Consider the following 25,538-nt stretch of genomic DNA (forward strand, 5'->3'; position numbering starts at 1 on the left):
CTCACCTGTGCACAGCTGAGTCCGGATGGCCCGGTTTCGTCCCGCCCCGAGCCGGCCGACAGTTTGCCCCAGAGGCAAGCAGGCTCACGCGGGACGCCGGAAAACCGGCAAGCCGAGGTCGCCCACGGCCAGGTGCGCCAGCACGACCTCGTACAGGTCGGTGCCCGCGGCGAGGAGCTGGCGCTCCAGGACGGGTTCGGCGCTGCGGACATGCTCGCGCACCGTCTGGGCGTGCACGCCCAGCGCCTGCGCGGCCCGTTCGGCATTGCCGCCGGCGGCGATCCAGGTGCGCAGCGTCCGGCGCGGATTCCTGGCGTCGGCGTCCAGCCGGCCCAGCAGGTCCTGCGCCCAGGTGCGTACGCCGGGGCCGGACAGCAGGTCGGCGAGCCGCAGTCCGGGGTCCCCGGTGTCGTCGGCGGACCGCGCGTCGGGCAGGCCGATCTGGGTGTTGAGCGCCAGGTGGACGACCGCCCGGACCGTGAGGTCGGCGAAGTCGGTGCCGAGCAGGGTCTCGACGCGTTCCATACGGGCGCGGACGGTGTTGCGGCTGACGCCGAGGACCTTGGCGGCGTTGACGGCGGTGAACTCCAGGCCGAGCCGGCTGGTGGCGAGGAGTTCGGCGCGGGTGTGGTGCGGCAGGGTGTCGAGCGGGCGCAGCACCCGGGACGTCCAGCCGCGCAGCGCCATCGGGTCCATCAGGCGTTCCGGATGGGTGCGCTCGGCGTAGACGGCCGTCTTGTCGGGCCGGAAGCGCGCCACGGCGAGGGCGCTGACAGCCTGCCCGTAGGCGGTGGCGGTCCGGGCGAGGCTCTGCCGGACGCTGCCGCCCAGGAAGAGGTCCGGATGCCGTCCGACCAGGGCCCGCAGGGCGTCCCCCGTGGCCTCACGGGGGCTGACGACGATGACGTGCCCGTCCATGGCCGGGCAGCGCACGACCAGGGCGTCCTCCCGGGTGCTGTCCAGGCACTCCTCGGCGACGCGGTCGCGCAGGGCGGGAGCGGACTCGACGACGTACACGCACGCCGTCTCGGCGTCGAGCAGGCCGGGCCAGAGTCCGGCGGCGACGCGGCGGGCGGCGATGGTGTCCTCGACCATGAGCAGTTGCAGGATCGCCAGGCGCAGGTCGGCGGTGGCCCGGCGCAGCCGGTCCCCGGCCGCGGCCGACTCGCTCGCCGTCAGCAGCACCTCGATCACCTGGGCGGTGTGCGTGACGACGTCGGAGGCCCACCGGTCGAAGGGGTCCTGCCGGGAGACGGCCAGCACGCAGGTGTGGGACGGGTGCTCCACCCTGACCAGACGCAGGTGGCGCTCCCGGCTCTGCCAGGCCGCGGAGGCGATCCGGCCGGCGGTGATGTCCGCGACCAGGTCCTCGTCCAGGGGGAGCCGGTTTCCGGCGGCCAGACTCCCCGTGGCGTCCTGCAGGGCCACGGTCCCACCCACGGTGCCGGCGAGCCAGGCGACGACTCTGCGGACATCGCGCCCGGCCGGGCGCAGGTGCTCGAGCAGTTCCTCCGCCCACGCCGGTTCCGTGCCGGCCTGCGTCCCCCGCTGCCGGTTCCCGTCCTCTCGGCCTGTCACCTCGGCCTTCCCCTCGCTCCTCGCGCCGCCTCCGGCACACCGGTCGGGGACGTTACCTCACGTCCCTGGGGATCTCGCCCCGGCACGGGCGCCGGACGGCGGGGCCCGCGTCCCCGGTCCCGGCCCCCTCCTGCGCCGCCGACCCGCACCGGCGGCATAAGCTCGGCGGATGGCGAAGTACTACGACGTGCACCCCGACAACCCCCAGCCCCGCACCATCGGCCAGATCGCCGACAGCATCCGCGCCGACGCTCTTGTCGCCTACCCCACGGACTCCTGCTACGCACTGGGCTGCCGCCTCGGCAGCCGTGACGGCATCGACCGGATCCGCACGATCCGCAAGCTGGACGACCGGCACCACTTCACCCTCGTGTGCCAGGACTTCGCGCAGCTCGGCCAGTTCGTGCGGATCGACAACGACGTGTTCCGCGCGATCAAGGCGTCGACGCCCGGCAGCTACACGTTCATCCTGCCCGCGACGAAGGAGGTGCCGCGCATGCTGCAGCACCCCAAGAAGAAGACGGTCGGCGTGCGCATCCCCGACCATGTCGTCACCCAGGCCCTGCTCGCCGAGCTCGGTGAGCCGCTGCTGTCCAGCACCCTGCTGCTGCCCGGCGAGGAGGAGCCGATGACGCAGGGCTGGGAGATCAAGGACCTGCTCGACCACGTGCTGGACGGAGTGGTCGACTCCGGTGACTGCGGCACCGAGCCGACGACGGTCATCGACTTCTCCGGCGGTGAGGCCGAGGTGGTGCGGCACGGCGCGGGCGACCCCTCGCGGTTCGAGTGAAACATCGAGTAAAGCACAGGCCAAGGGCCGTTCACGGTTCAACCGTGTGACGGGGGTGGGCGAAATGCCCCGGGAACGGACGTGTCACGATGACCATGATCCGCCCGGTCACGCGGACGGGTTCCTGGCCCCCCACCCCCGCAGAGAGGCAGCCCAGCCTTGACCGCCGTACAGGGAACCGCCGTCGACATCCCCACCGAGGACGGCACCGCCGACGCGTATCTGGCCCACCCCGCCGACGGGGCCGCCCACTCGGCGGTCCTGTTCTTCATGGACGCCTTCGGTCTGCGTCCGCAACTGCGGTCCATGGCCGACCGGCTGGCCGCCGAGGGCTACACGGTGCTGGTGCCGAACGTGTTCTACCGGCACGGTCGCGCCCCGCTGTTCGAGCTGCCGGAGTTCATCGACCCGGGGGCGCGTCCGGAGATATTCGAGCGCATCGTGCCGGTCATGCAGGCCCTGACGCCCGACCTGGCGATGCGGGACGCCGGCGCGTATCTGAGCTGGCTGGACGGGTGCCCGGCCGTGGCCGAGGGCCCGGTCGCGCTGACCGGCTACTGCATGGGCGCCCGCCTCTCGCTGCTCACCGCCGGCACCTACCCGGAGCGGGTCGCGGCCGCGGCCGGCTTCCACGGCGGGCGGCTGGCCACCGACACCCCGGACAGCCCCCATCTCGTGGCGGACAAGATCACCGCCGAGCTGTACTTCGGCCACGCCGACCAGGACCACTCCCTGCCCGAGGAGCAGATCGAGCGCCTGGAGGAGGCCCTGTCGGCGGCGGGCGTGCGCCACCGGTGCGAGGTGTACCCGGGCGCGTCCCACGGTTTCACGCAGGCCGACACCGCGTCGTACCACCAGGAGGCCGACGAGCGGCACTGGTCCGCGCTGCTCGACCTGCTGAAGCGCACATTCTGACCGCAATCGACTCCTTTGGAAAGGGAGTTGGCGGCCTACCGACGGTAAGGGCTTGCTTTCCCGAGATCCCTGCGCGTAGACCTTGCTGAACACCAGCCATCGCTCTGGGGGGAGTTGGCTCATGAACGGCACGGTCGACGGGTTCCGCTACGGTGCGGTGACCCCGGTGGCGGCCTATCTGATGGCCTGTCTGGGAGGGGCACTGGGGCTGCGGTGCATCGTGCGCTCCCTGCACGACGCGCAGTCCGGGAAGGCGGGCTGGCTTGCGTTAGGTGCCGCCTCCATCGGATGCGGCATCTGGACGATGCACTTCATCGCCATGATCGGCTTCCATGTGGAGGAGACCCGGGTCCGGTACGACGCGGCCACGACGGTGCTCAGTCTCGTCGTGGCCGTCGCCGTGGTGGGCGTCGGCGTGTTCATCGTCGGCTACCGCGGCACGAGCGGTGCCACGCTGGCGGTCGCGGGTGCGGTCACCGGACTCGGCGTGGCAGGCATGCACTACCTCGGCATGGCGGCGATGCGGCTGAACGGCGACGTCGGCTACGACCCGGTCGGTGTCGCCCTGTCCGTGCTGATCGCCATCGGCGCCGCGACCGCCGCGCTGTGGTCCGCCGTGACCATCCGCGGCTTCCTGACGAGCCTCGGAGCGAGCCTGGTCATGGGCGTGGCGGTGTCCGGGATGCACTACACGGGCATGGCCGCCGTCAGCGTCCATGTGCACGACTCGACCGGTGGGACATGGGCGGGCGACTCGCCCACATCCTTGCTGCTGCCGATGCTGCTGGGGCCGGTGGTCTTCCTGCTGCTGGCCGGGGTCGTGGTGATGTTCGATCCGCTGCTGGTGCTGGGCGAACGGCCGTCTGCACACCGGCCGCCCACCCCGGCCGCCAACTCCGCGTCGCAGCCCCGCCCTTCGTGGCGCTCGGCGGCCGCACCCACGCGCAGGCGGTGAGCGGCCCGCCTGCGGACGGGGCATAGATCGATTGTTACGGTGCACCGGTGTCTGACTCCTCACGCGATACCGCCGAAGGCGCCGGCTGGGGTACCAGCGAACGGGGCGCGTACCGGCAGTTGATGCCGCCGAAGGTCGAGAAGATCTCCTGGCTGAGCCCCCGGATGCTGTGGGTCGCCCGCAACGGCGTGCTGGCCTCCTGGTTCGGGGACCCGACCGGCCGGACCCGCAGCCGCTGGGTGGCGCAGCGGGCGGCCTCCGGCGCACCGGCCGACAAGGTGATCCGGCGCGACGACCCGGACCACTTCTCGTTCCTGGTCATCGGCGACACCGGCGAAGGCGACGATCCCCAGTACGCCGTCGTGCCGGGATTCCTGACAACCGGTCAGGACACCCGCTTCGCCGTGCTGGCGAGTGACGTGATCTACCCGGTGGGCAGCGCGGACGACTACGACACCAAGTTCTTCCGCCCGTACCAGGACTATCAGGCGCCGATCTACGCGATACCCGGCAACCACGACTGGTACGAGGACCTCGGCGGCTTCATGCGCGTCTTCTGCGACGACGCCCCGCCGCTGCCGCCCGAGCCCCGGCCGCGCCCGCTCACCCGGGCCTGGCTGCGGACGGTGCTGTGGCACCGGCCAGGCCCGGACGAGGGGCAACGCCTCGCCGAGGCACGCACGTTGCGCTCCACCGCCGCGCAACAGGCCGTCCAGCCGGGCCCGTACTGGGCGATCGATGCCGGCCCGGTGCGGATCATCGGCATCGACACGGGCCTGCTCGGCACCCTCGACGCCGAGCAGGGTGCCTGGCTGCGTGAAGTCTCCCGGGGGTCCCGCCCGAAAATCCTGGTCACCGGCTCACCCCTGTACGTGGACGGCCGGCGCGAGCCGTGCGCCATCGAAGGGGGCGGCACCGTCGACGACGTCGTCCGCGACCCCGATCACCACTATGTGGCCGCGATCGGCGGCGACATCCACAACTACCAGCGCTACCCGGTCCGGCTGGACGGCGGACGCACGCTCCAGTACGTCGTCGCAGGCGGGGGCGGCGCGTTCATGCACGCCACCCACACGATCCCCCGCGTCAACGTCGGGGGCGTCACCGAGCAGGACTTCCGCTGCTACCCGCTGCGCGGTGACTCCCTGGCCTTCTACAGCCGGCTCTACGGCCGCCGGCTGTGGTTGCGCCGCTTCTTCACGCTCACCGAGGGCGAGGCGACCGCCGTGATCGCCGAGCGTCTCGGCATCCCGCCCACACGCGCCCCGGGCGCCTCGACCCGCGTCACCCGGCGCGTCCGCCTGGTCGCCGGGCTGCTCGGCACCGGCCGCCGCCCCGACAAGGCCAAGCGGTTCCGGCTGCCCGTGCGGAAGATCTACACGTCGTTGTTCTCTCCGAGCTCGGCGACGTACAGCCCGCCGTTCTTCAAGTGCTTCCTGCGCCTGGACGTCTCCCCGGAGTCGGTCCGGCTGCGCTGCTACGCGGCCACGGGCAACCGCGCCCAGGAGGTCGCCCCGCCGGTCGAGGACGAGGTGACGATTCCGCTGCGCTGACCGGGCGGGACGGGAACAGTACGGGCCCCCGCCGGATTGGCACCACCTGCCCTTCACCTTCGAGCACGAGGACTACGTACAGATCCTCACCGACACGGCGGCGAAACTGGGCCCGGCACTGGGCCGGCAGCCGGGCACCTGGGCTTCCCGGTGGGCCACGGCGACCGAGGGCGGCCCGTTCGCGGCCAGGCAGACGGCGTCCGACAGGCCGCCTGCGGCCGGCCCAAAGAAGACCCGCAACAGCCCACCAGCAGCCCGGCCCCGGCCGGCGTGTGTCACCAACGGCCCGGCGCGGTCCCGGTGATCGGCTCCGAGGGCGTGCCGTCCACCCCGACGGGCACGTCCCCGGCTAGCATCACGCGGTGCATGATCCGGGAGTGGTCGAGGTGGGCGGTGTCGCCGGGGGCCAGGTGCATGGTGGCGCGGTTGTCCCAGAACGCCACGCTGCCCGGTTCCCACCGGAACCGGACCGTGTACTCGGGCCGGACCGCCTGCTCCAGCAGCATCTCCAGGATCGCGCCGCTCTCGGGCCGGGAGAGGCCTGCGATCTGCTCGACGTAGTAGCCGTTGACGTACAGGATCCGCTCGCCCGTCTCGGGGTGGACGCGCACCAGCGGGTGCAGGGAGGCGACCTGACGGTCCAGCAGGTGCCGGACGTACGCGTCGTCGCCCGGCCGGGGCTGGTAGCCGACGCCGAGCCGGTGCTCCGCCCGCAGTGCGTCGACGAACCGGCGCAGCGGCGCGGAGAGTCCGGCGTACGCGGCCGCCAGGTTCGACCAGGTGGTGTCGCCACCGTAGGGCGGTACGGTCTCGGCGCGCAGGATCGTCGCCGCGGGTGGGTCGATACGGGCGCCGTGGTCGCAGTGCCAGCCGCGCAGCAGGGTGTGGCGGCGGCGGCGCAGCCACTCGTCGTGCTCCATCCCGAACCGCCCGCCCAGCTCCAGCCGGTCGGCGGTCGTCTCGATCTCGGGGAAGTCCGGGGGCGAGGCCTTGCCGCGCCGGGGCAGCACCACGGTCTCACCGAACCGGCGCGCGAACGCCACGTGCGCGGCGTGGTCGAGCCGCTGGCCCCGGAAGAACACCACCTTCCACCGCAGCACCGCCGCCCTGATCGCGGCGACCGCGGCGTCGTCGAGGTCCGTGGCCAGATCGACGCCGCTGATCTCGGCCCCGATATACCCGGCGACCGGTTTCACCTCCAGGCCGGCCTCCCGCGCCGCCTCGTCCGTCGTCCGGCTGTCCGTCGTCGTGAGCGCTCCGCTGGTCGTGGGCCTGGTGTTCGCTTCCCGAAGATCGTGACAGCGATCTCCGTCCGAGGCGACCGGCTTGTCCGGTTGATCATTGCTCCCCCCGTCCGTGACGCTGGAGGGACGACACAGTCCACGGGAAGGTCCCACGGTGATCAGCATCCCGACGCACACGCTCAACGACGGTACGACGCTCCCCGCCCTGGGCCTGGGCACCTGGCCGCTCGGCGACGACGAGGCGCAGCAGGCGGTGCTCTCGGCTCTGGAGGCGGGCTACCGCCTGATCGACACGGCGACGAACTACCGCAACGAGACGGGGGTCGGCCGCGGTGTGGCCTCCGGTGTGGTGCCGCGTGAGGAGATCGTCGTGACGACGAAGCTCCCCGGTCGGCACCACGGCTACGAGGAGACCCTCGCCTCCTTCGAGGAGTCCCGGGCCCGCCTCGGCCTGGAGTACGTCGACCTGTACCTGATCCACTGGCCGCTGCCGCGCGTGGACCGGTACGTCGACTCCTGGAAGGCCATGATCAAGCTGCGCGAGGAAGGGCTCGTGCGGTCGATCGGCGTCTCGAACTTCACGGCCGGACACATCGAGCGGCTGGAGCAGGAGACCGGGGTGCTGCCCTCGGTCAACCAGATCGAGCTGCATCCCCTCCTGCCGCAGGACGACCTGCGCGCCTTCCACGCGGGCAAAGGCATCGTCACCGAGAGCTGGAGCCCGCTGGGCCGGGGCACGACCCTGCTGGAGGACCCCGCCGTGGCGCGGATCGCCGAGGCGCACGGGGTGTCGCCCGGGCAGGTCGTGCTGCGCTGGCACACGCAGCTCGGCGCGGTGCCCATCCCCAAGTCGGCGAACCCCGAGCGGCAGCGCGCCAACCTCGACGTCTTCGGCTTCGAGCTGAGCGAGGACGAGATGCGGGCCGTCGCGGACCGGGCGCACCGGCGGCTCGGCGGAGACCCCGAGGTGCACGAGGAGTTCTGACGGGTACCCGGGCGCGCGAGGCAGGAAGGAGCCGCAGGTGGCTGAGCGGGACCGGCTGCGGGACTACCGCGGCAAGCGCGACTTCGACCGGACCGGCGAGCCCCGGGGACGCGGGTCGTCCGCCGGGGAGGCGCCCCGGTTCGTGGTGCAGATCCATGACGCCCGCACGATGCACTTCGACTTCCGGCTGCAGGTGGACGACGTGCTGAAGTCGTGGTCGATCCCCAAGGGCCCCTCTGCGGACCCGAAGGACAAGCGGCTGGCCGTGCCCACGGAGGACCATCCGCTGGAGTACGAGGAGTTCGAGGGCGTGATCCCGCGCGGCGAGTACGGCGGCGGCACGGTGATCGTCTGGGACCACGGCACGTACGAGCCGCTGAGCCACGACCGCGAGGGCCGTCCCGTCGACTTCGCGGAGTCGCTGGAGCGCGGGCACGCCACGTTCCGGCTGAGCGGTTCCAAGCTGCACGGCGAGTACGCCCTGACCCGGTTCCGCACCGCCCGGAGCGGCGACGGCGAGGAGGCCTGGCTGCTCGTGAGGCGGGCCGGGGGCACGGCTCGTACGCACGGGGCTCCCGATCCCCGCCGGGCGCGCTCGGCCACGTCCGGCCGCACGCTCGCCCAGGTCGCGTCGGACGCGGCCCGGGGAGCGAGCGGGTGAGGGCCGCTGCCCCTCGTGACGGCGAAGGCTGATCGAGCGGGTTCCACTCGATGCCCCCGCGTCGCCGTCGGCATGCCGTCCTGTCCCGCTCACCCTCCCGCGACAGCTTGAATTCACCCGGCCTCGCGCCGCGCCGGCACGGAGCGGGTCAGAACAGCGGCGTGAGTGACTGTTCGCACCAGATGGTCTTGCCCCGGGTGGTCTGCCGGCTGCCCCAGCGCTGGGTGAGCTGGGCGACCAGCAGCAGGCCACGGCCGCCCTCGTCGTCCTGGTGCGCCCGCCGCAGGTGCGGAGAGGTCGAACTGCCGTCGGAGACCTCACAGATGAGGGTCTGGTCCCGGATCAGGCGGAGCTGGATGGGCGGGGTGCCGTACCGGATGGCGTTGGTGACGAGCTCGCTGACGACGAGTTCGGTGACGAAGGCCGTCTCGTCCAGGCCCCACGCGGTGAGCTGGTCGGTGGCGGCCTGCCGGGTGACGGCCACCTGCGCGGGGTCGGGTGTGACGTCCCAGGTGGCGACCTGGTCGGCGCCGAGCGCCCGGGTCCGGGCCAGCAGCAGAGCCACGTCGTCGCTGGGTTCCTCCGGCAGTACGGCCTTCAGCACGGTGTCGCACAGGGCGTCCAGCGAGTCGGCGGGCACGGTCAGGGCGCGGCACAGCTCGTCGGTGGCGTGGTCGACGTCGCGGTCGCGGTCCTCGACGAGTCCGTCGGTGTAGAGGGCGACGACGGAGCCCTCGGGCAGTTGGAGCTCCGTCGCCTCGAACGGCAGCCCTCCGACGCCCAGCGGGGGCCCCGCGCTCATGGGGATCAGCCGGGCCGATCCGTCGGGCAGCACCAGGGCGGGCGCGGGGTGCCCGGCGGCGGCCACGTTCAGGCGGCGCGTGACGGGGTCGTAGACGGCGTAGAGGCAGGTCGCGCCGAGCTCGGCGACCTCGTCGTCCTCGTCGTCCGAGGCGAGATGGGTGACCAGGTCGTCGAGGTGGGTGAGGAGCTCGTCCGGCGGGAGGTCCACGTCGGCGAGGGTGCGTACGGCCGTGACCAGCCGGCCCATGGTCGCCGTGGAGGGGATGCCGTGCCCCACGACGTCCCCGACGACCAGCGCGACACGGCTGCCGGACAGCGGGATCACGTCGAACCAGTCGCCGCCGATGCCGGCCGCCGAGCCGGAGGGCAGATAACGGTGGGCGACCTGGACGGCGGCCTGGCCGGGCAGCCCCCTCGGCAGCAGGCTGTGCTGGAGGGCGAGGGCGGTGGTGCGTTCCCGGGCGAAGCGGCGTGCGTTGTCGACACAGACGGCGGCCCGGCTGGCGAGTTCCTCGGCGAACACGGCGTCGTCGGCGCCGTAGTCGTCGGCCTGCGCCACTCGGACGGCCACGGCGACACCCAGCGTGGTGCCGCGGGCCCGCAGCGGTACGGCCAGCATCGAATGGGCCCCTGTGCGGTAGGGGCGTCCTTCCGGGGCGCGGGAATTGCGCTCGGCGACCCAGCGCATGAACGCCGGCTCTCCTGCCTGGCTGAGGACGGCCCCGCCTTCCCGCATGGCCCGGGCGATCGGCGAGAACGCGGTGTAGACGTCGACTTCTCCCAGATGCACGGCTGCTTCGGGGGTGCCCTCGGTGACGGAACCGTGCGCGACCCGCCGGAGGGTGATCTCGTCGGCCGGCACCGCCGGCTGCTCGTCCGCGCCGAGGACCCAGTCGAACAGGTCCACGCTCGCGAAGTCCGCGAACCGGGGCACCACCACCCCGATGAGTTCCTCGGCCGTGCGCACCACGTCCAGGGTGGTACCGATGGCGGCCGCGGCCTCGTTGAGCAGGGCCAGCCGCTGCCGGGCCCAGTACTGCTCGGTGCTGTCGAACGCGGCCAGCGCGGTGCCGACGAGCTCGCCGGCGGCGTCCCGGACCGGCCACATCTCGGTGACCCAGGCGTGCTCCCGGTTCAGGGCCGGCGCACCGGTGTAGCTCTCGTAGCGCACCGGACGGCCCGTCTCCACGACATGCCGGAGATGCCAGTTGAAGCCACGCACGTGCTCGGCCTCTTCCACGGTCTCCGGGAAGTGCCGGCCGAGCAGGGTCTCCTCGGGCACGCCCATCACATGGCAGGCGGCTTCGTTGAGCCGCAGATAGCGCTGGCTGGTGTCGAAGACGGACATCGACATGGACGCCTGCTGGAAGGCGCGGCCCGCGAGGGACGTCTCCCCGCGGCCGGGCGGCGCGGCGGTGATCACATAGGCGTCCGCTTCCCCGTCCGGGCCCGTCACGGCGCAGGCGCTGACGCGGACCCCGACGAGGTAGCCGTCGCGGTGCCGCACCATGACGGTCCCCGACCGCACGGACACCGCCTCGGGGGGCACGTCCTCGGCGAGCAGTTCCCGTGCGGCCCGGCCCACGACTTCGTCGGCCGGATAACCGGTCAGCTGCCGGGCACCCTGGCTCCACCCCGTCAGAATGCCGCGGGCGTCGATGATCGCAGCAGCGGAGGCATCCTCCATATCGTCCAGGATTGCCCCTGCGTCGCCCTGCATCAACCGCAGCGCAGCATTCGTGACAGCGTCAGGCGCGGTGGGCGCGCAGCGCCGCGATGGCCCGGTCGGCGTGCGCGTTCATGCGCAGTTCGCTGCGCACGACGTCGAGGACGGTGCGGTCCTGCGCTATGACGAACGTGGTGCGCTTGGTGGGCGCCAGGGAGAAGCCGCGCTTCACCCCGAACCGCTCGCGGACCGCGCCGTCGGCGTCGGACAGCAGCGGCATGCCGAGGCCGTGCCGTCCGGCGAACTCCTGCTGCCGCTCGACGGCGTCGCCGCTGATGCCGACGGGGCGCGCTCCGACGTCCGCGAACTCGGCGGCGAGGTCACGGAAGTGGCAGGCCTGGGCGGTGCAGCCGGGGGTCAGCGCGGCCGGGTAGAAGAAGAGCACGACCGGGCCCTCCGCGAGCAGCGCGGACAGGCTGCGGACGGTGCCGGTCTCGTCGGGCAGGGCGAAGTCCTCGACCGTGTCCCCGGTCTCCACGCGCGCGCTCACGACCTGCCCTCCGCGTTCCGGGCGACGCCGCGGGCCCAGAGCACGAGGGGCACCTGCAGGGGCAGGCGTCCGAAGGCGGCGGCCTTCTGCGGGGTGGGGCGGTGGCGCCAGTCGGCGGCCATCTTGACGTTGGCGGGGAACACCCCGACGAAGAAGGCGGCGGTGGCCAGCGCGGCGGCCTTGCGGGTGCGCGGCAGCGCCAGGCCTGCGGCGAGCGCGAGTTCGGCGGCGCCGCTCGCGTAGGTCCAGGCTCTGGGCGTGCCGGGCAGGCCGCGCGGGATGGTGGCGTCGAACGGGCGTGGGGTGGCGAAGTGGGCGATGCCTGCGGTGGCCAGCAGGCCGGCGAGCAGCAGGGGCGAGCGTTCGGACCGGGGCACGGTTCCTCCTCTGAAGGCCTGCAGCGCATTATTACCGGTCGGTAGACAGGTCAGTCCACCGGGTCCCGGAAGTGCCGGTGACGGCTGCCGGGTGTGTAGCCGAAGGAGCGGCGGAAGACGTCGATGAACGCGCTGGCGGAGGACCAGCCGCAGCGGTGGGCCACGGTCGTGACGGGCAGGCCGTCGGCCAGCATCCGCAGGGCGTGGTAGAGCCGTGACTGGGTGCGCCACTGCGGGAACGTCATACCGAGCTCGCCGCGGAAGAGCCGGCTGAGGGTCCGCTCCCCCACCCCGGTCGCCGCCCCGAGCTCGGAGAGGGTGCGCGCGTCGGCCGGGTCGGCGTGCACGAGCGCGCAGACGGCGGCCAGGCGCGGGTCGGCGGAGGTGGGCAGGCGCAGCGGCTGCTGGGGCGAGAGGCGCAGTTGGTCGCGCAGGACGGCGCGCAGCCGGCGGCGCTCGGGGCTGTCGTCGCCGGGGTCGCGGGTGCAGGCGAGGATCAGCTCGCGCAGCAGGGGGCTGACGGCGAGGACTGCCGGGTGGTCCAGGCCGAGGGGGTTGTCGCCGAGAGGCAGGCCGACCAGGTACAGGTCGAGCCGGCCGTGGGCGCGATGGGCGTGCACGGTGCCGGCCGGGACCCAGATGGCGCGGGTGCCGGGCGCGAACCAGGTGCCGGCGTCGGTGGTGACGGCGACGACGCCGGTGCCGGCGTAGACGATCTGGTGGTCGTCGTGCCGGTGCGCGTCGATGCGGTCGCCGGCGGTGAGCCGCTGGGCGCGGGTCGGGGCCGTGGGAGTGTGGCGGATGTTCGACAAAGTCCGGCAGATTATCGGAAGCGGGCCAGGTGCGTCGCGGACGACGATCGCCGGGTGACCACTTCGAGACCCGACCGACCCGTCGCCCTGATGTCCCTGGGGCACGCCTGCGTGGATGTGTACCAGGGGGCCGTGGCCGCTCTGGTTCCGCACTTCGTCGCCGAGCGCGCCTACTCCTATGCCGCCGCTTCGGGTGTCGTCCTGGCGGCGTCCTTGCTGTCGTCGCTGGTGCAGCCGTTGTTCGGGGTGCTCACCGACCGGTGGGCGATGCCGTGGCTGCTGCCGCTGAGCGCGCTGACGGCCGGGGCGGGTGTCGCCCTGAGCGGGGTGATGGGCTCCTATGCGCTGACCCTGGCGGTGGTGGCCGTGTCGGGGGTGGGTGTGGCCGCCTACCATCCGGAGGCCGCCCGGGTGGCGCGGGCCGTCGCGCAGGGCCGGCACACGGGCATGGGCTGGTTCTCCTTCGGCGGCAACGCCGGCTTCGCCCTGGCGCCCCTGCTGGTCTTCGCCGTGGTGGCCACGGGCGGGCTGCGCGCCTCGCCGCTGCTGGTCGTCCCGGCCCTGGCGGGGGCGGCTCTGTGTGCTGCGGCGGTGCGCTCGGCGGGGTCCGGGGGCAGGAGTGCCGGTGCGTCCGCCGCCGTGGGCGAGGACGACTGGGGGCCCTTCCTGCGGCTGTCCGGGGCCGTGGTCTGCCGATCCGTGGTGTTCGTCGGCCTGAGCACGTTCGTCTCGCTGTACGTGCGGGAGCGCACCGGTGGCGGTGCGGCGGCCGGCACGGCGGCCCTGTTCGTGCTCTACGCCGGCGGCGCGGTCGGCACGCTGGCCGGGGGCCGGCTGGCCGAGCGGTACGGGCGGATGGCGGTGGTGCGCCGGTCGTACGCCCTGACGGTCCTGGCCGTGGCCGGTCTCGTCCTGGTGCCCGGGCCGCCGGTGTACCTGTTCGTGGCGCTGACGTCGGCGGGCCTGTATGTGCCGTTCTCGCAGCACATCACCCTGGGCCAGGACCTTCTGCCCCGGCGCGTGGGAACGGCGAGCGGGGTCACGCTGGGCCTGACCGTGAGCGTCGGCGGGCTCGCGGCCCCAGCGCTCGGAGCGCTGGCCGACGCGACGTCCCTCCGAACGGCCCTGCTGCCCCTCGTCGCGCTGCCCGCGCTGGGCCGACTGCTGCTGTGCGGCCTGCGCGAGCCGGCACCCCCGGGAGTGCCGGTCGCCGAGCGGGCGGACCCGCGTGACCCGGCCGCGCGGTGACCGGGGATCAGGCCTTGCCGGCCGGGGCGGACCGGGGCTCGCCTTCCTCGTCGACGGCGTGGGCGAGGAACTCGTCGACCATGCGGTGGAAGAGCGTCGCTAGCTGCCGCAGCTCCTCGGGCGACCAGTCCGAGACGGCCATCCGCATGCCGCGGACCCCGGCCTCGCGGACCTTGGCGATGGCCTCGCCGCCGGCGTCGGTGAGCTCGACGCGCTGGGCGCGACGGTCGTCCCGGTCGGGGACGCGGGTGACGTACCCGGACTTCTGCAACCGCTGCACCGTGCGCGTGACGTGTGAGGCCTCCACGCCGAGCTCCCCCGGCCGCAGCGACTCGGAGTCGGCCACCTGCCGCAGCAGCGCGACGGCGGCACGGTCGAGCGGCACGCCCGCCACGGCCATCTGGCGCTCGTGCCGGCGGGCGCGCGCGCTCAGGTACGTGATGCGAGTGAGGGCACGCTCGATGTCGATCACTTCCGGGGAGGAACAGGAGGCCATGCGCCCACACCGTCTAGTTGTTTAGCTCAAGCGATAGCGGGGTTCCGGGCCGGCCTCGGCGCCGTTCAGGGGAAACAGGCCGAGAACACGCGTGACGGCACCGCGGTTCGTCGACACCTGACCCGTGGACCTGCCGCTGATCCCGCCCATGCTCGCCACGTCCGGCCCCCTGCCACCCGCCGCGCAGGACGCGCGCTGGGCCTACGAGACCAAGCAGGACGGCCAGCGCGTGGTGGTCTATCTGCCCGGGGACGGCAGTGTGCTGCTGCGCGCCCGCTCCGGAGAGGACATCACGGCCGCCTACCCCGAACTGCGGTCGCTGGGCACCGCCCTCGGCACCACACCCGCCGTACTGGACGGCGAGATCATGGCCCTGGACGACCAGGGCCGTGCCAGCTTCCAGTTGCTGCAGTCCCGGATGGGCCTGGCCCACGCACCGGCCAGGGCCGCGCGGCGGGCGGCGGAGGTCCCGGTCCATCTCGTGCTGTTCGACCTGATGCACCTGGAGAGCCACTCCCTCCTCCGGCTCCCCTACGCACGACGCCGCGCTGCGCTGGAGGACCTCGGACTCGCCGGGCCCTCCTGGTCGACCCCGCGCGCACTCGTCGGCCACGGCGCCGAGGCCCTGCGCGCCACGCAGGAGCACGGCCTGGAGGGCCTGGTCTGCAAGCGGCTGGACTCGGGGTACGAACCGGGGGTGCGCTCCCGGGCCTGGATCAAGATCCGCAACATGCGCACCGAGGACGTCCTGGTCGGCGGCTGGCAACCCGGCAGGGGACGGCTCACCGGCCTGCCCGGCGCGGTGCTGGTCGGGCAGCGTGCGGCGGGGCGGCTGCGCTACGTCGGAAGCGTGGGCACCGGCTGGAGCGAGGCCGAACGCAGGGAGCTGGCCGGGCTGCTGGCGGCCGCCGCGACCGACGTCTGCCCCTTCGACCCCGCCCCGCGCGCTCCGGGTGCGCACTGGGTCGTACCCCGCCTGGTCGGCGAGGTCCGCTACAGCACCCGCACCCGGGAGGGGCTGCTGCGGCAGCCGTCCTGGCTACGGCTGCGGCCCGACCTCGCACCCGAGGAGGCGGGGGCCGACATCCCGGACGACCTGGTCTGAAACGGCGTCCGGTCTCCAACTATTGGGCTGTGATTCACTCCTGAGATCCTTCACCCCTCTTGGCATGGACGCGCTCAACCTGGAAGCTGAACCTCCCTTTCCCCCACAGCCGTTGGGCTGCGCCCGGACCAAGGAGGACGCAGTGTCGTCACGCCCGTTCACCCACCGCAGGAGATGGCTCACCGGAGCGGCCGGTGCCGCCGCTCTCGTCCTCGCGTTCCCGGCCACGGCCTTCGCGGCCCCGCCGTCGGCACTGCCCGCCAACGCGGACGCGCTGGAGCAGACGTACCAGCCTGCCTACGACTACGACACCGACGGCTGCTACTCCACGCCCGCGATCGGCCCGGACGGCACCGTGAACGGCGGGCTCAACCCGTCCGGCGCCCTCAACGGCAACTGCCGGGACGCCTCGGACCTCGACAACACCAACGGCTACGCGCGCTCCAAGTGCAACAACGGCTGGTGCGCCATCCTGTACGCGCTCTACTTCGAGAAGGACCAGGCCGTGGCCGGGAGCGGCATCGGCGGCCACCGGCACGACTTCGAGCACGTCGCGGTGTTCGTACAGGACAACCAGGTGAAGTACGTGTCGACGTCCGCTCACGGCGGGTTCACGGTGCACGCGGCTTCCTCGGTCCGCTTCGACGGCACGCACGCGAAGATCGTCTACCACAAGGACGGTGTCAGAACCCACTGCTTCCGCGCGGCCAACTCCAATGACGAGCCCCCCGAGAACCACAAGGGCACCTGGCAGTACCCGGCGCTGGTCGGCTGGAACGGCTACCCGGCCGGGGTGCGCGACAAGCTCACGTCGTACGACTTCGGCAGCGCCAACTTCGGCCTGAAGGACGCCAACTTCGCCAACCACCTGGCGTCGGCCAAGCCCTCCGGCATCGCCTTCGACCCGTACGCCTGACGACACCGGACCCGGTCGCGGGACCTAGTCCTCCGGCCGGGCCCCGCTTCCGCCCCGCGCCCGACCCCCGGCGCGGGTAGCCACATAGCGTCCCCACGGCGAGGCGACCAATGCTGGTGCACGCGGCGACGGCACCCAACGCCGTCCTGCGCGCCCTCGGTTCACTCCCCCGCCCGCTGTGGATGCCGAGCCTGCGCGCGGCATGGGCCGCGTCCGCCGCGGTCACCGCCATGTACGCCACCGCCGAGCCCGTCACGCAGGTCCCCGCGCCCCGCCGCACCGCGCAGGAGGTTCTGGAACGCGCCCTCGCGCACGGCGACGAGCACGTCGTGAAGCTCACCGACACCGCCCTCGACGTCGGCGACGAGCGGGCCCTCGCCGCGGCCCTGCGGGCGGTGGAACCGAGTGATCCGCTCGTCCCGAACTGACGTCCGATGCCCGGCGGTTGGAGGAGGTACGGGACGAACGCTCCCGCGGGAGGGTCTATCGTGTCCGCATGTCCGTCCCCGAACTGATTCGCATCGTCTCCCGCGACTCCCCCATGGCCCTCGCCCAGGTGGAGCGCGTCCGGGCCGAGTTGGCCGCCGCCCATCCCGGAGTGCGCACCGAGGTCGTGCCGGTGAAGACCACCGGCGACAAGTGGATGGGCGATCTGTCCCAGGTCGAGGGCAAGGGCGCGTTCACCAAGGAGGTCGACGCGGCGCTGCTGGCCGGCGAGGCCGACCTCGCCGTGCACTGCGTGAAGGACGTCCCCGCCGACCGGCCGCTACCGGCGGGCACGGTGTTCGCCGCGTTCCTCAAGCGGGACGACATCCGCGACGCCCTGATCCACCCGGGCGGGCTCACCCTGGACGAGCTGCCGGCCGGGACGCGGATCGGCACCTCCTCGGTGCGCCGCGTCGCGCAGCTGGCCGCCACGCATCCCCACCTGGAGTGCGTGCCGTTCCGCGGCAACGCCAACCGGCGCCTGGCGAAGCTCGCCGCCGGGGAGGCCGACGCCCTGCTGCTCGCGGTCTCCGGGCTGGAGCGCATCGGCCGCGAGGACGTGATCAGCGAGATCCTCTCGACCGAGGCGATGATGCCGCCCATCGGCGCGGGCGTGCTGGCGCTGCAGTGCCGCGAGGACGACGCCGCGCTGATCGACGCGGTGAGCGGTCTCGGCGACCCGGACACCTACCGGGAGACCACCGCCGAGCGCATGTTCCTGCACGTGCTGCAGGGGCACTGCAACAGCCCCATCGCCGGGTTCGCACAGGTGGACCGCAGTGGCGAACTGTCCCTGCGGGCCTGTGTATTCACCCCGGACGGCAAGACGCGCCTCAATGCCCACGAGTGGGCGGGACGGCTGGACCCGGCCACGCTCGGCACCTCGGTCGCCGTGGCGCTGCTGCGTCAGGGTGCCCGCGAGATCATCGACGGCATCCCGCACTGACCTCCGCGACGCCCTGACGCCGGATCAGGCGGTGCCTTCCTCCGCCTGATCCCGCAGGAAGACGCTCACCTGGTGCGCCAGGCTGTCCCGCACCGCGCCCTGCTGGCCGCCGGCGGGGCCCTCGTGCGCACCGATGCCGCCCGACCACAGCCGGCGGTCGGTCCACTCCTCCTCGACGCGCAACTGCACCTGGACGTCGACGAGACTCAAGGACGCCTCGGCGCCGGCCGCGTACAGCACGGCGGTGGCCCGGCGCAGCGGGTAGACGTCGAAGCCCTCGATGAACTGCGAGTTGCGCCAGTCGATGAAGGCGCTCTCCCCGTCCGGGCCGAGCCGGACGTCGATCTGGCCGTCCTCGAGGTGGACGCCGAGATGGCGGCTGCCGCGGTTCTCGACCGTCACGCGCAGGCAGAAGTACGTCAGTCCGTCGGCGGCGTCGTCCCGGCCGCGGGGCGGCTCGGCCAGTTCCAGACGGTGGACGCGGACGCGCAGACCGGCATGCTCGTCGTACTCCCGCCAGTCCCCGACCACGTTCGGCTCGTACACGCTGCACCTCTCGACCTCTGGAAGCTGCTTCCTATCTGTGGTCTCAGCGCACTGTCAAATGAGCAGAATGCGCTGTGGCCAGGCAGTTCATCCTTTTTGATCGGTGATCAAGCCGTGCCCAGCAGTTATCCGGATTCAGTCGGAGAAAGCGCTTGCCCGGGCGTGCCGCACATCACTTCCACGAGTGAAGATCAACGGGCCGGTCGGCCCGGTAGGGCCCAGGCGGCGGTGACGAGGAGGACGACGACGGCCTGGACGAGCGACTTCACCCCGGCCGCGAACGCCTTGCCGGTGATCAGCACCGACCGCGGGGTCGGGGTGACGAGGAGCTTGTCGAGGACTCCGGCGTCGCGCTCCCCGATGATCTGGATGCCGTGGAAGACGGCGCCGGAATCGACAGCGGAGCCGATCGGCGGCGGACTTGAGAGCGCCCGGGGCCCCCGATTGCCGTATTGTCTTAATTGTTTCGCTATGTCTCTGCCCGGGAATGGGCAGTGAAGTGCTTCGGACAGGAGGCACGTGCGTGGGAGCCGGCAGGTCCGGGCCCCCGGTGCTCTCCGTGAGGCCCGCGTCCGCGCCTCCCACGGTGTCTGTCCATTCAGCACCTGCTCAGGGAGGTGCGCACCATGCGTATCGCCGGCAGCACCCGACCGCATCCCCACGACGACGCGCCCGACACCGCCGCGGCGTTCGCACGACTCGCGCGGCTGCCCGAGGGGCCCGAGCGCAAGGCCCTGCGGGACGAACTGGTCGAGGCCTGGCTCCCCATGGCCGAGCGGATCGCCGTCCGCTTCCGGGGCCGTGGCGAGGCCCTCGAGGACCTGTACCAGGTGGCCGCTCTCGGTCTCGTGAAGGCGGTCGACCACTACGACCCGGCGCGCGGCAACGCCTTCGAGGCGTACGCGGTGCCGACGGTCACCGGTGAGATCAAGCGCCACTTCCGTGACCACATGTGGACGCTGCACGTGCCCCGCCGGGTCCAGGACCTGCGCAACCGGGTGCGGCACGCCGCCAAGGAGCTGTCGCAGACCACCCCGGGCCGCTCCCCCACGGTCGCGGAGATCGCCGAGTTCGCCCATCTCACCGAGGGTGAAGTGCGCACCGGCATGGAGGCCCTGGAGTGCTTCTCCGCGCTGTCGCTGGAGGCGGAGATGCCCGGGACCGACGGCTACGCCCTCGGGGACGCGATCGGCGGGCCCGACCCGGCCTTCGACATCGTCGTCAACCGTGTGGCCGTCAGGCCCTGCCTGGAGGCGCTGCCGGAGCGCGAGCGGATCATTCTCTACCTGCGGTTCTTCAAGGGCATGACGCAGAGCCGGATAGCGGACCAGCTCGGCATCTCACAGATGCACGTCTCCCGGTTGCTCAGCAGCTGCTTCGCCCATCTGCGTGAGGAGCTGCTGGCCGAGGCCCGGTGAAACCGGGGGGAGGTCCGATCCCGCAGGCCGCCGGAGATCACGCCTCCGCCGGAGATCACGTCTCCGGCGGCGATCCGGGGATCTGCGTCGGTCCGGCGCGGTCGAGGGCGTCTTCCAGCGCGGCCCGGATCTCCTCGGGCATCACGCCCGTACGTCCCCAGACGAGGATCAGTTCCGCGACGTTGCGCAGCTTGATGTTGGTGTGCTGGGAGACCTCCTTCAGCACGGCCCACCCCTGGTCGGGGGAGATCCGGCCGAGCGCCACCACCATCCCGATCGCCTGGTCCACGACGGCGTGTGAGACGACCGCCTCCTTCAGCTGCTGGACCTCTTCCTGCAGCTCGAAGATCCGATCCGAGCCCCCGTCCGTGGGCATGGTCACCTCCGGGTCCGGTGCGCCGCTGCCCTCAAGGTCCCAGCGGGTGCTTGAGTACCTTGACGCAGTGTCCGACCTATCCATCGTCGTCACTCGGCCCGCCCGGTGCCACCGGGGCGGACCAGGCCGGACGCCGTTTCGGCGCCTCCGCCGGGGTACTCGGCAGGCGCCCACAACGGTTCCGGTTGGACACTGGTGTCAATCCTCCGGTGGCTGCCAGGCCGACGAGATCAGGACGCGACTGCCATGAACCACGACATGCCCACCTCCTCCGGCACGAAGGACGTCGTTTCATCACATTCCGTGTTCGGCGCGCCCTGCTGGGTGAGCCTGACCAGCCGGGACGTCAAGGCGACCGAGGAGTTCTACGGGGCCGTGCTGGGCTGGCAGTGGCGGCCGGCCAAGCTCGGCGACCGGTTCCGGATCGCACTGGCGGACGGCTCGCCGGTGGCCGGGATCGCGGGGGTGGCGGCCATGTGGCAGATGGCGGTGGCGTGGACGCCGTACTTCGCGGTGCGCAGTGCGGACGACGCGGTGGCGCGGGTGCAGGAGCGCATGGGCACGGTCGCGGTCGGGCCGATCTCGCTGCCGCCGGGGCGGGCGGCGCTGCTGGCCGACCGGGACGGAGCGACCTTCGGCATCTGGGAGGGCGACCTCTTCACCGACTGGGAGACCTGGCGCAACGCGCAGCCGGCGTTCATCACGCTGCACACCCGTGACGCCTTCGACGCGGCGATCTTCTACGGCGAGGTCCTCGACTGGGCGACGCAGCGGCCCGGCTGCTGCGAGGTCCACTACGAGGGCGGCGAGGTCGTGCTGCGCAGCCGCGGGGACGTGGTGGCCCGGATCGAGTCGGGCGCCCTGGGGGCGGCCCCAGACCCCGCGATCCGGCCGCACTGGCAGGTCCACTTCTCCGTCGACGACGTGGAGGCCTGCGCCCGCGCGGCGGAACTCCACGGCGGCAGCGTCCTGTCCAAGGGCAGTGACGAGGCGGTGTTGCGGGACCACGACGGCGCGCAGTTCACGGTGACCGCGCGCCGCGACCACTGACCGGGGTCACTCCTCCTCGCGCGACGCCCGTGACGGCCGGGACAGCAGGACCAGGCTGCGGGCCCCGACGGTGAGGCCCGTCCCGGCCTTGTGCTCCGACTCGTCGGGCGTGGCCTCCGGGTCGGCCGTGTCGATGAGCGCCGTCCAGCGTGCGCCGTAGGAGGCGTTCGGGAGGCGGAAGTCGATCGGCTCCCAGTGGCTGTTGAGCAGCAGCAGGAACGAGTCGTCGACGACCTGGCGGCCCCACGGGTCGGGTTCGGCGATGGCGTCGCCGTTGAGGAAGACACCGACGGAGTGCGCGTCGCCGCGCTGCCAGTCGTCGTCGGTCATCTCGCGGGCGTCGGGCGCCAGCCACACCAGGTCGGGCAGCGGCTGGTCCGCCCGGGTCAGGGTCTCGCCGAGGAAGAAGCGGCGCCGGCGCAGCACCGGGTGTCCCGTGCGCAGCCGGATGAGGTACCGGGTGAACTTCAGCAGCTCGCGCTGCTCCTCGGTGAGCCGCCAGTCGATCCAGGAGATGTCGTTGTCCTGGCAGTAGGCGTTGTTGTTGCCGCCCTGGGTGCGCCCGAGTTCGTCGCCGTGGGAGAGCATCGGGATGCCCTGGGACAGCAGCAGCGTGGCGAGGAAGTTGCGCTGCTGGCGGGTGCGCAGCTCCAGCACGGCCGGGTCGCGGGCCGGGCCTTCGGCGCCGCAGTTCCAGGACCGGTTGGTGCTCTCGCCGTCCTGGTTGTCCTCGCCGTTGTCCGCGTTGTGCTTGTCGTTGTACGAGACGAGGTCGCGCAGGGTGAAGCCGTCGTGCGCGGTGACGAAGTTGACGCTGGCGCGGGGCCGGCGCCTGCTGTGCTGGTACAGGTCGGAGGACCCGGTGAGCCGGGAGGCGAGTTCGCCGAGTGTGTGGTCCTCGCCGCGCCAGAAGTCGCGGACCGCGTCGCGGTACATGCCGTTCCACTCCGACCACAGTGGCGGGAAGTTGCCCACCTGGTAGCCGCCCTCGCCGACGTCCCACGGCTCGGCGATCAGCTTGACGCGGCTGATCACCGGGTCCTGCTGGATGAGGTCGAAGAACGCCGACAGCCGGTCCACCTCGTGGAACTGCCGGGCGAGCGTCGCCGCGAGGTCGAAGCGGAAGCCGTCGACATGCATCTCGGTCACCCAGTACCGCAGCGAGTCCATGATCAACTGGAGGACGTAGGGGTGCCGCATCAGCAGGCTGTTGCCGGTGCCCGTGGTGTCGTAGTAGTGCTCCCAGTCGCCGTCGACCAGACGGTAGTACGAGGAGTTGTCGATGCCGCGGAAGGACAGGGTGGGGCCCATCTCGTTGCCCTCGGCGGTGTGGTTGTAGACCACGTCGAGGATCACTTCGAGTCCGGCCGCGTGCAGGGTCTTCACCATCTGCTTGAACTCGGCGACCTGCCCGCCGCGGCTGCCGTGGGCGGCGTAGCCGTTGTGCGGCGCGAAGAAGCCGATGGTGTTGTAGCCCCAGTAGTTCGACAGGCCGCGGTCGTGCAGCACCCCGTCGTGGACGAACTGGTGGACCGGCATCAGCTCCACGGCCGTGACACCGAGGGAGGTCAGGTGCTCGACGGCAGCGGGGTGCGCCAGCCCGGCGTAGGTGCCCCGGAGTTCCTCGGGCACCTCGGGATGGGTGCGGGTCATGCCCTTGACGTGCGCCTCGTAGATCACCGTGTCGGCGTAGGGCCGGCAGGGCCGGGCGTCGTCGCCCCAGTCGAAGGCCGGGTCGGTCACCACGCCGAGCATGGTGTGCCCGGCGCTGTCGGCCGGGTCGGGGCCGTCGGGGTTGCGCTCGTAGAGCGAGGGGTGGTTGTCGATCTGCCCGTCCACCGCGCGGGCGTACGGGTCGAGCAGAAGTTTCGCCGGGTTGCAGCGGTGGCCGGCGGCCGGGGCCCACGGCCCGTGCACGCGGTAGCCGTAGCGCTGACCGGGGCCCACGCCCGGCACGTAGCCGTGCCACACGAAGCCGTCGACCTCGTTCAGCGGCACCCGCGTGTGGGAACCGTCGTCGTCGACGAGGACCAGCTCGACGCGTTCGGCGACCTCGCTGAAGAGCGCGAAGTTGGTGCCCTCACCGTCGTAGTCCGCCCCCAGCGGGTAGGGGCGCCCGCTCCAGGCGGACGCCCCTTTCCGTGCCTGCCGGCGGGTCACCGGGCCTCCTCCAGGACCTCGGCCGGGGTACTGGCCGGACCGGCCAGCTGGGTGATCGGCACCTCGCGGGGCACCTCGAGGCCCTCGCTCTCCCGCGGCGCGGGCGCGGTCGGCACCAGCGGGACGCGTTCGCCGGCGCGGGCGCGCTGCGAGAACCAGATGACCTTGCTGCCGGTCTCGGTGGCGCAGCAGCCCCAGCCGTCGCTCATGGCCGCGAGGTGCTCCAGGCAGCCTCGCAGCTCCTGGTCCGGGCGCAGGGCGCGGTCGTTGTCCCCGATGGCGGTGATCAGGTGCTGCCGGTTCCACCACATCTCGATCGACGTGTTCTTGTCCGTGGCGTGTTCGTCGATGGCCTTCAGCAGCATCTCGGCACCGCCGCAGACGGGCTGGACCAGATTGTCCAGGTCCCAGAACTTCAGGTGAGCGGCCAGAATGCGGCTGACCTGTCCCACCCGTTCCGGGCTGACTTCCACGTCGAGGTGGTAGTAGCAGGGCACTGCGGTCTTCATCGGTCGGCTCCTCACCGCGAAGCTCAGCTCCTTCTCGCTCCCGCGGTCCTGCGGGACGCGCCCCGAACACGGAACGTGAGCGCCTATCGCTTCTGAGTCACCATTAGCGTGAGGCTGCTAGCCCGTTCGTGCAACACGAGCGCACGGTTGATGCGCTGGAGCACACAAGTGAGCGGGCAGAGGTGGCCCGAACGGCCCACGAAAGCCGCCACTGATTGAAGATCCAACAAGACGCTGTGTCGTCACACATGCACCATGTGTGAAGAACTCGATCGCCGTTACGGGTCCGTGTCGCTGTGCGCACGGCCGCCGTCCGACCGTCGGGAGACCGTGTCCCTCGAGCCCCGAAAGGTGATCGGCGCCATGCTGCTACCCGCCAAAGCCGAAGTCGCCCGGCAGTTGCGGCGTTACCGGGCCTGGGAACGCGTGATGCTCGCGGCACCGAACGACCGCACGGTGCGGACCACGTTCGAGGACTCCGGCTACACGCTCTGCGTGCTGATGGGCAAGCGCTGCGCACGGGAGGCGGCGGACGCGGCCGAGCGGTACCTGCGCACGAACCAGGTCACCTATCTGCAGGAGCAGGTCACCCGTCCGCCGGATCCGAACGAGCGGCCTCGTCCGGCCGCGGCCGTCAGACGAAGACCGCCGGCGGCGGAGCGGAGATCCCCGGCTGCCGAACGGAGATCCACTGCGGGAAGGTAGCGCCCTTCCCGCACATTTTGTCCCCTGAACCGGGCCCCGCGGCCCGGCTTTCGAGCACGGTGGAGGTGAGGACCATGAGTAGGACCCGGGCCATCGGCCGTATCCCGGTACGGGATGTCCGCCCGGCCGTGGAGAGCGGCAACCGGCCGGCGAAGGCGGTCGTGGGCGAGACGTTCGAGGTCACCGCCACCGTGTTCCGGGAGGGGCACGACGCGGTGGCCGCCAATGTCGTCCTGAAGGATCCCGAGGGCCGTTCCGGCCCGTGGACGCCGATGCGCGAGCTCGCCCCCGGCAGCGACCGCTGGGGTGCCGAGGTCACCGCGAACGCCGTCGGCCGCTGGTCGTACCGAGTGGAGGCCTGGAGCGATCCGGTGGCCACCTGGCGCCACACGGCGGGCATAAAGATCCCGGCGGGAATCGACCCGGGCCTGGTCCTGGACGAGGGCGCGGAACTGTACGAGCGGGCAGCGGCCGGCGTGCCGAAGGAGGCCGGCCGCTATGTGCTGCTCGCCGCGGCGCAGGCCCTGCGGGACGACTCGCTGCCCCCGGCGGCCAGGTTCGCGGCGGCGCTGACGCCGGAGGTGGACGAGGTCCTGGAGCGGCATCCGCTGCGGGACCTGGTCACCAGCAGTGAGCCCCTGCCGCTGCTCGTGGAGCGGGAGCGGGCGCTGTACGGCTCGTGGTACG

Annotated in this window: 25 protein-coding genes and 2 pseudogenes; 15 read left to right on the plus strand and 12 right to left on the minus strand. The window is 72.2% G+C overall.

Annotation, left to right across the window (positions count from 1 at the left end; genetic code table 11):
• Positions 1–84: 84 nt before the first annotated feature.
• Positions 85–1,578, minus strand: coding sequence for a helix-turn-helix domain-containing protein (locus G3I77_RS36935; RefSeq protein ID WP_248511043.1), 1,494 nt, complete (start codon positions 1,576–1,578; stop codon positions 85–87).
• A gap of 169 nt (positions 1,579–1,747) precedes the next feature.
• Here G3I77_RS36935 and G3I77_RS36940 point away from each other — a divergent pair, with 169 nt between their 5' ends.
• From G3I77_RS36940 to G3I77_RS36955, 4 genes are all read left to right on the plus strand, one after another.
• Complete coding sequence (locus G3I77_RS36940; RefSeq protein WP_248511045.1) at positions 1,748–2,368, plus strand: L-threonylcarbamoyladenylate synthase; 621 nt, start codon at positions 1,748–1,750, stop codon at positions 2,366–2,368.
• 159 nt (positions 2,369–2,527) lie between these two features.
• On the plus strand, positions 2,528–3,283 hold the full coding sequence (locus G3I77_RS36945) for a dienelactone hydrolase family protein (RefSeq protein ID WP_248511047.1): 756 nt from the start codon (positions 2,528–2,530) through the stop codon (positions 3,281–3,283).
• Between the two features lie 121 nt (positions 3,284–3,404).
• Positions 3,405–4,238 (plus strand): MHYT domain-containing protein, encoded by an 834-nt coding sequence (locus G3I77_RS36950; protein WP_248511048.1) that lies wholly within the window; start codon positions 3,405–3,407, stop codon positions 4,236–4,238.
• 47 nt (positions 4,239–4,285) lie between these two features.
• Positions 4,286–5,791, plus strand: a complete 1,506-nt coding sequence (locus G3I77_RS36955) for a metallophosphoesterase (RefSeq protein WP_248511050.1) — start codon at positions 4,286–4,288, stop codon at positions 5,789–5,791.
• A gap of 275 nt (positions 5,792–6,066) precedes the next feature.
• On the opposite strand, the gene G3I77_RS36960 is transcribed toward G3I77_RS36955, so the two are convergent.
• Positions 6,067–6,993, minus strand: coding sequence for a TauD/TfdA family dioxygenase (locus G3I77_RS36960; protein WP_248511088.1), 927 nt, complete (start codon positions 6,991–6,993; stop codon positions 6,067–6,069).
• A gap of 196 nt (positions 6,994–7,189) precedes the next feature.
• Here G3I77_RS36960 and G3I77_RS36965 point away from each other — a divergent pair, with 196 nt between their 5' ends.
• Both G3I77_RS36965 and G3I77_RS36970 read left to right on the plus strand, forming a co-directional pair.
• Positions 7,190–8,020, plus strand: a complete 831-nt coding sequence (locus G3I77_RS36965) for an aldo/keto reductase (RefSeq protein WP_248511052.1) — start codon at positions 7,190–7,192, stop codon at positions 8,018–8,020.
• A 37-nt stretch (positions 8,021–8,057) separates the two neighbouring features.
• Complete coding sequence (locus tag G3I77_RS36970) at positions 8,058–8,681, plus strand: DNA polymerase ligase N-terminal domain-containing protein (protein ID WP_248511054.1); 624 nt, start codon at positions 8,058–8,060, stop codon at positions 8,679–8,681.
• Positions 8,682–8,829: 148 nt separating this feature from the next.
• On the opposite strand, the gene G3I77_RS36975 is transcribed toward G3I77_RS36970, so the two are convergent.
• The 4 genes from G3I77_RS36975 to G3I77_RS36990 form a co-directional block, all read right to left on the minus strand.
• Entirely contained in the window at positions 8,830–11,172 is a 2,343-nt protein-coding gene (locus tag G3I77_RS36975) for a SpoIIE family protein phosphatase (protein ID WP_248511056.1), read from the minus strand.
• Between the two features lie 61 nt (positions 11,173–11,233).
• Positions 11,234–11,701, minus strand: coding sequence for a peroxiredoxin (locus G3I77_RS36980; RefSeq protein ID WP_308311442.1), 468 nt, complete (start codon positions 11,699–11,701; stop codon positions 11,234–11,236).
• Positions 11,698–12,078 carry a DoxX family protein gene (locus G3I77_RS36985; protein WP_248511058.1) on the minus strand — a complete coding sequence of 127 codons (381 nt, stop codon included), beginning with the start codon at positions 12,076–12,078 and terminating at the stop codon, positions 11,698–11,700. Before G3I77_RS36985 ends, G3I77_RS36980 begins: the two co-directional genes overlap by 4 nt.
• 50 nt (positions 12,079–12,128) lie before the next feature.
• Entirely contained in the window at positions 12,129–12,890 is a 762-nt protein-coding gene (locus G3I77_RS36990; RefSeq protein WP_248511060.1) for a helix-turn-helix transcriptional regulator, read from the minus strand.
• Between the two features lie 90 nt (positions 12,891–12,980).
• Here G3I77_RS36990 and G3I77_RS36995 point away from each other — a divergent pair, with 90 nt between their 5' ends.
• Positions 12,981–14,138 carry an MFS transporter gene (locus G3I77_RS36995; protein ID WP_248511092.1) on the plus strand — a complete coding sequence of 386 codons (1,158 nt, stop codon included), beginning with the start codon at positions 12,981–12,983 and terminating at the stop codon, positions 14,136–14,138.
• Positions 14,139–14,145: 7 nt separating this feature from the next.
• Here G3I77_RS36995 and G3I77_RS37000 read toward each other — a convergent pair whose 3' ends face one another.
• Positions 14,146–14,634 carry a MarR family winged helix-turn-helix transcriptional regulator gene (locus tag G3I77_RS37000; RefSeq protein ID WP_248511061.1) on the minus strand — a complete coding sequence of 163 codons (489 nt, stop codon included), beginning with the start codon at positions 14,632–14,634 and terminating at the stop codon, positions 14,146–14,148.
• A 124-nt stretch (positions 14,635–14,758) separates the two neighbouring features.
• On the opposite strand from G3I77_RS37000, the gene ligD reads away from it, so the two are divergent.
• The 4 genes and pseudogenes from ligD to hemC all read left to right on the plus strand — a co-directional run bounded on the left by ligD (position 14,759) and on the right by hemC (position 18,087).
• On the plus strand, positions 14,759–15,739 hold the full coding sequence (gene ligD, locus G3I77_RS37005) for a non-homologous end-joining DNA ligase (RefSeq protein WP_248511062.1): 981 nt from the start codon (positions 14,759–14,761) through the stop codon (positions 15,737–15,739).
• A gap of 142 nt (positions 15,740–15,881) precedes the next feature.
• Complete coding sequence (locus G3I77_RS37010; protein ID WP_248511064.1) at positions 15,882–16,655, plus strand: NPP1 family protein; 774 nt, start codon at positions 15,882–15,884, stop codon at positions 16,653–16,655.
• Positions 16,656–16,765: 110 nt separating this feature from the next.
• Positions 16,766–17,083, plus strand: a pseudogene (locus G3I77_RS37015) (hypothetical protein); the annotation flags it as partial.
• Between the two features lie 68 nt (positions 17,084–17,151).
• Entirely contained in the window at positions 17,152–18,087 is a 936-nt protein-coding gene (hemC, locus tag G3I77_RS37020; RefSeq protein ID WP_248511066.1) for a hydroxymethylbilane synthase, read from the plus strand.
• A gap of 24 nt (positions 18,088–18,111) precedes the next feature.
• Here hemC and G3I77_RS37025 read toward each other — a convergent pair whose 3' ends face one another.
• Entirely contained in the window at positions 18,112–18,633 is a 522-nt protein-coding gene (locus tag G3I77_RS37025; protein WP_248511068.1) for a hypothetical protein, read from the minus strand.
• Positions 18,634–18,857: 224 nt separating this feature from the next.
• Positions 18,858–19,019 (minus strand): annotated as a pseudogene (locus tag G3I77_RS37030) (multidrug ABC transporter permease); the annotation flags it as partial.
• A 240-nt stretch (positions 19,020–19,259) separates the two neighbouring features.
• Here G3I77_RS37030 and G3I77_RS37035 point away from each other — a divergent pair.
• Positions 19,260–20,051, plus strand: coding sequence for an RNA polymerase sigma factor SigF (locus G3I77_RS37035; protein ID WP_248511070.1), 792 nt, complete (start codon positions 19,260–19,262; stop codon positions 20,049–20,051).
• A 55-nt stretch (positions 20,052–20,106) separates the two neighbouring features.
• Here G3I77_RS37035 and G3I77_RS37040 read toward each other — a convergent pair whose 3' ends face one another.
• Positions 20,107–20,427, minus strand: a complete 321-nt coding sequence (locus G3I77_RS37040; protein WP_248511072.1) for an ANTAR domain-containing protein — start codon at positions 20,425–20,427, stop codon at positions 20,107–20,109.
• A gap of 246 nt (positions 20,428–20,673) precedes the next feature.
• On the opposite strand from G3I77_RS37040, the gene G3I77_RS37045 reads away from it, so the two are divergent.
• Entirely contained in the window at positions 20,674–21,477 is an 804-nt protein-coding gene (locus G3I77_RS37045) for a VOC family protein (RefSeq protein ID WP_248511074.1), read from the plus strand.
• Between the two features lie 6 nt (positions 21,478–21,483).
• On the opposite strand, the gene glgX is transcribed toward G3I77_RS37045, so the two are convergent.
• Positions 21,484–23,637, minus strand: a complete 2,154-nt coding sequence (gene glgX / locus G3I77_RS37050) for a glycogen debranching protein GlgX (protein WP_248511076.1) — start codon at positions 23,635–23,637, stop codon at positions 21,484–21,486.
• Positions 23,634–24,146, minus strand: a complete 513-nt coding sequence (locus G3I77_RS37055; RefSeq protein WP_248511078.1) for a pep a2 — start codon at positions 24,144–24,146, stop codon at positions 23,634–23,636. The genes glgX and G3I77_RS37055 overlap by 4 nt, the downstream gene beginning before the upstream one ends.
• A 363-nt stretch (positions 24,147–24,509) precedes the next feature.
• On the opposite strand from G3I77_RS37055, the gene G3I77_RS37060 reads away from it, so the two are divergent.
• Both G3I77_RS37060 and G3I77_RS37065 read left to right on the plus strand, forming a co-directional pair.
• Positions 24,510–24,851: a DUF5133 domain-containing protein gene (locus tag G3I77_RS37060; RefSeq protein WP_248511080.1), complete on the plus strand. Its 342-nt coding sequence runs from the start codon at positions 24,510–24,512 to the stop codon at positions 24,849–24,851.
• A gap of 74 nt (positions 24,852–24,925) precedes the next feature.
• Positions 24,926–25,538 (plus strand): maltotransferase domain-containing protein (locus G3I77_RS37065; protein WP_248511082.1); only part of this gene is annotated, 613 nt, incomplete at its 3' end.

The sequence above is a fragment of the Streptomyces sp. D2-8 genome, from assembly GCF_023184515.1.
Lineage (GTDB): Bacteria > Actinomycetota > Actinomycetes > Streptomycetales > Streptomycetaceae > Streptomyces.

Excerpts from the sequence above, each read along its gene's own strand:
- G3I77_RS36975 (WP_248511056.1), bottom strand. The coding sequence starts at position 11,172 with ATGGAGGATGCCTCCGCTGCTGCGATCATCGACGCCCGCGGCATTCTG.
- G3I77_RS37045 (WP_248511074.1), top strand. The coding sequence starts at position 20,674 with ATGAACCACGACATGCCCACCTCCTCCGGCACGAAGGACGTCGTTTCA.
- G3I77_RS37035 (WP_248511070.1), top strand. The coding sequence starts at position 19,260 with ATGCGTATCGCCGGCAGCACCCGACCGCATCCCCACGACGACGCGCCC.
- G3I77_RS37000 (WP_248511061.1), bottom strand. The coding sequence starts at position 14,634 with ATGGCCTCCTGTTCCTCCCCGGAAGTGATCGACATCGAGCGTGCCCTC.
- G3I77_RS37060 (WP_248511080.1), top strand. The coding sequence starts at position 24,510 with ATGCTGCTACCCGCCAAAGCCGAAGTCGCCCGGCAGTTGCGGCGTTAC.
- G3I77_RS36940 (WP_248511045.1), top strand. The coding sequence starts at position 1,748 with ATGGCGAAGTACTACGACGTGCACCCCGACAACCCCCAGCCCCGCACC.
- G3I77_RS36995 (WP_248511092.1), top strand. The coding sequence starts at position 12,981 with ATGTCCCTGGGGCACGCCTGCGTGGATGTGTACCAGGGGGCCGTGGCC.
- G3I77_RS36950 (WP_248511048.1), top strand. The coding sequence starts at position 3,405 with ATGAACGGCACGGTCGACGGGTTCCGCTACGGTGCGGTGACCCCGGTG.
- G3I77_RS37040 (WP_248511072.1), bottom strand. The coding sequence starts at position 20,427 with ATGCCCACGGACGGGGGCTCGGATCGGATCTTCGAGCTGCAGGAAGAG.
- hemC (WP_248511066.1), top strand. The coding sequence starts at position 17,152 with ATGTCCGTCCCCGAACTGATTCGCATCGTCTCCCGCGACTCCCCCATG.
- G3I77_RS37055 (WP_248511078.1), bottom strand. The coding sequence starts at position 24,146 with ATGAAGACCGCAGTGCCCTGCTACTACCACCTCGACGTGGAAGTCAGC.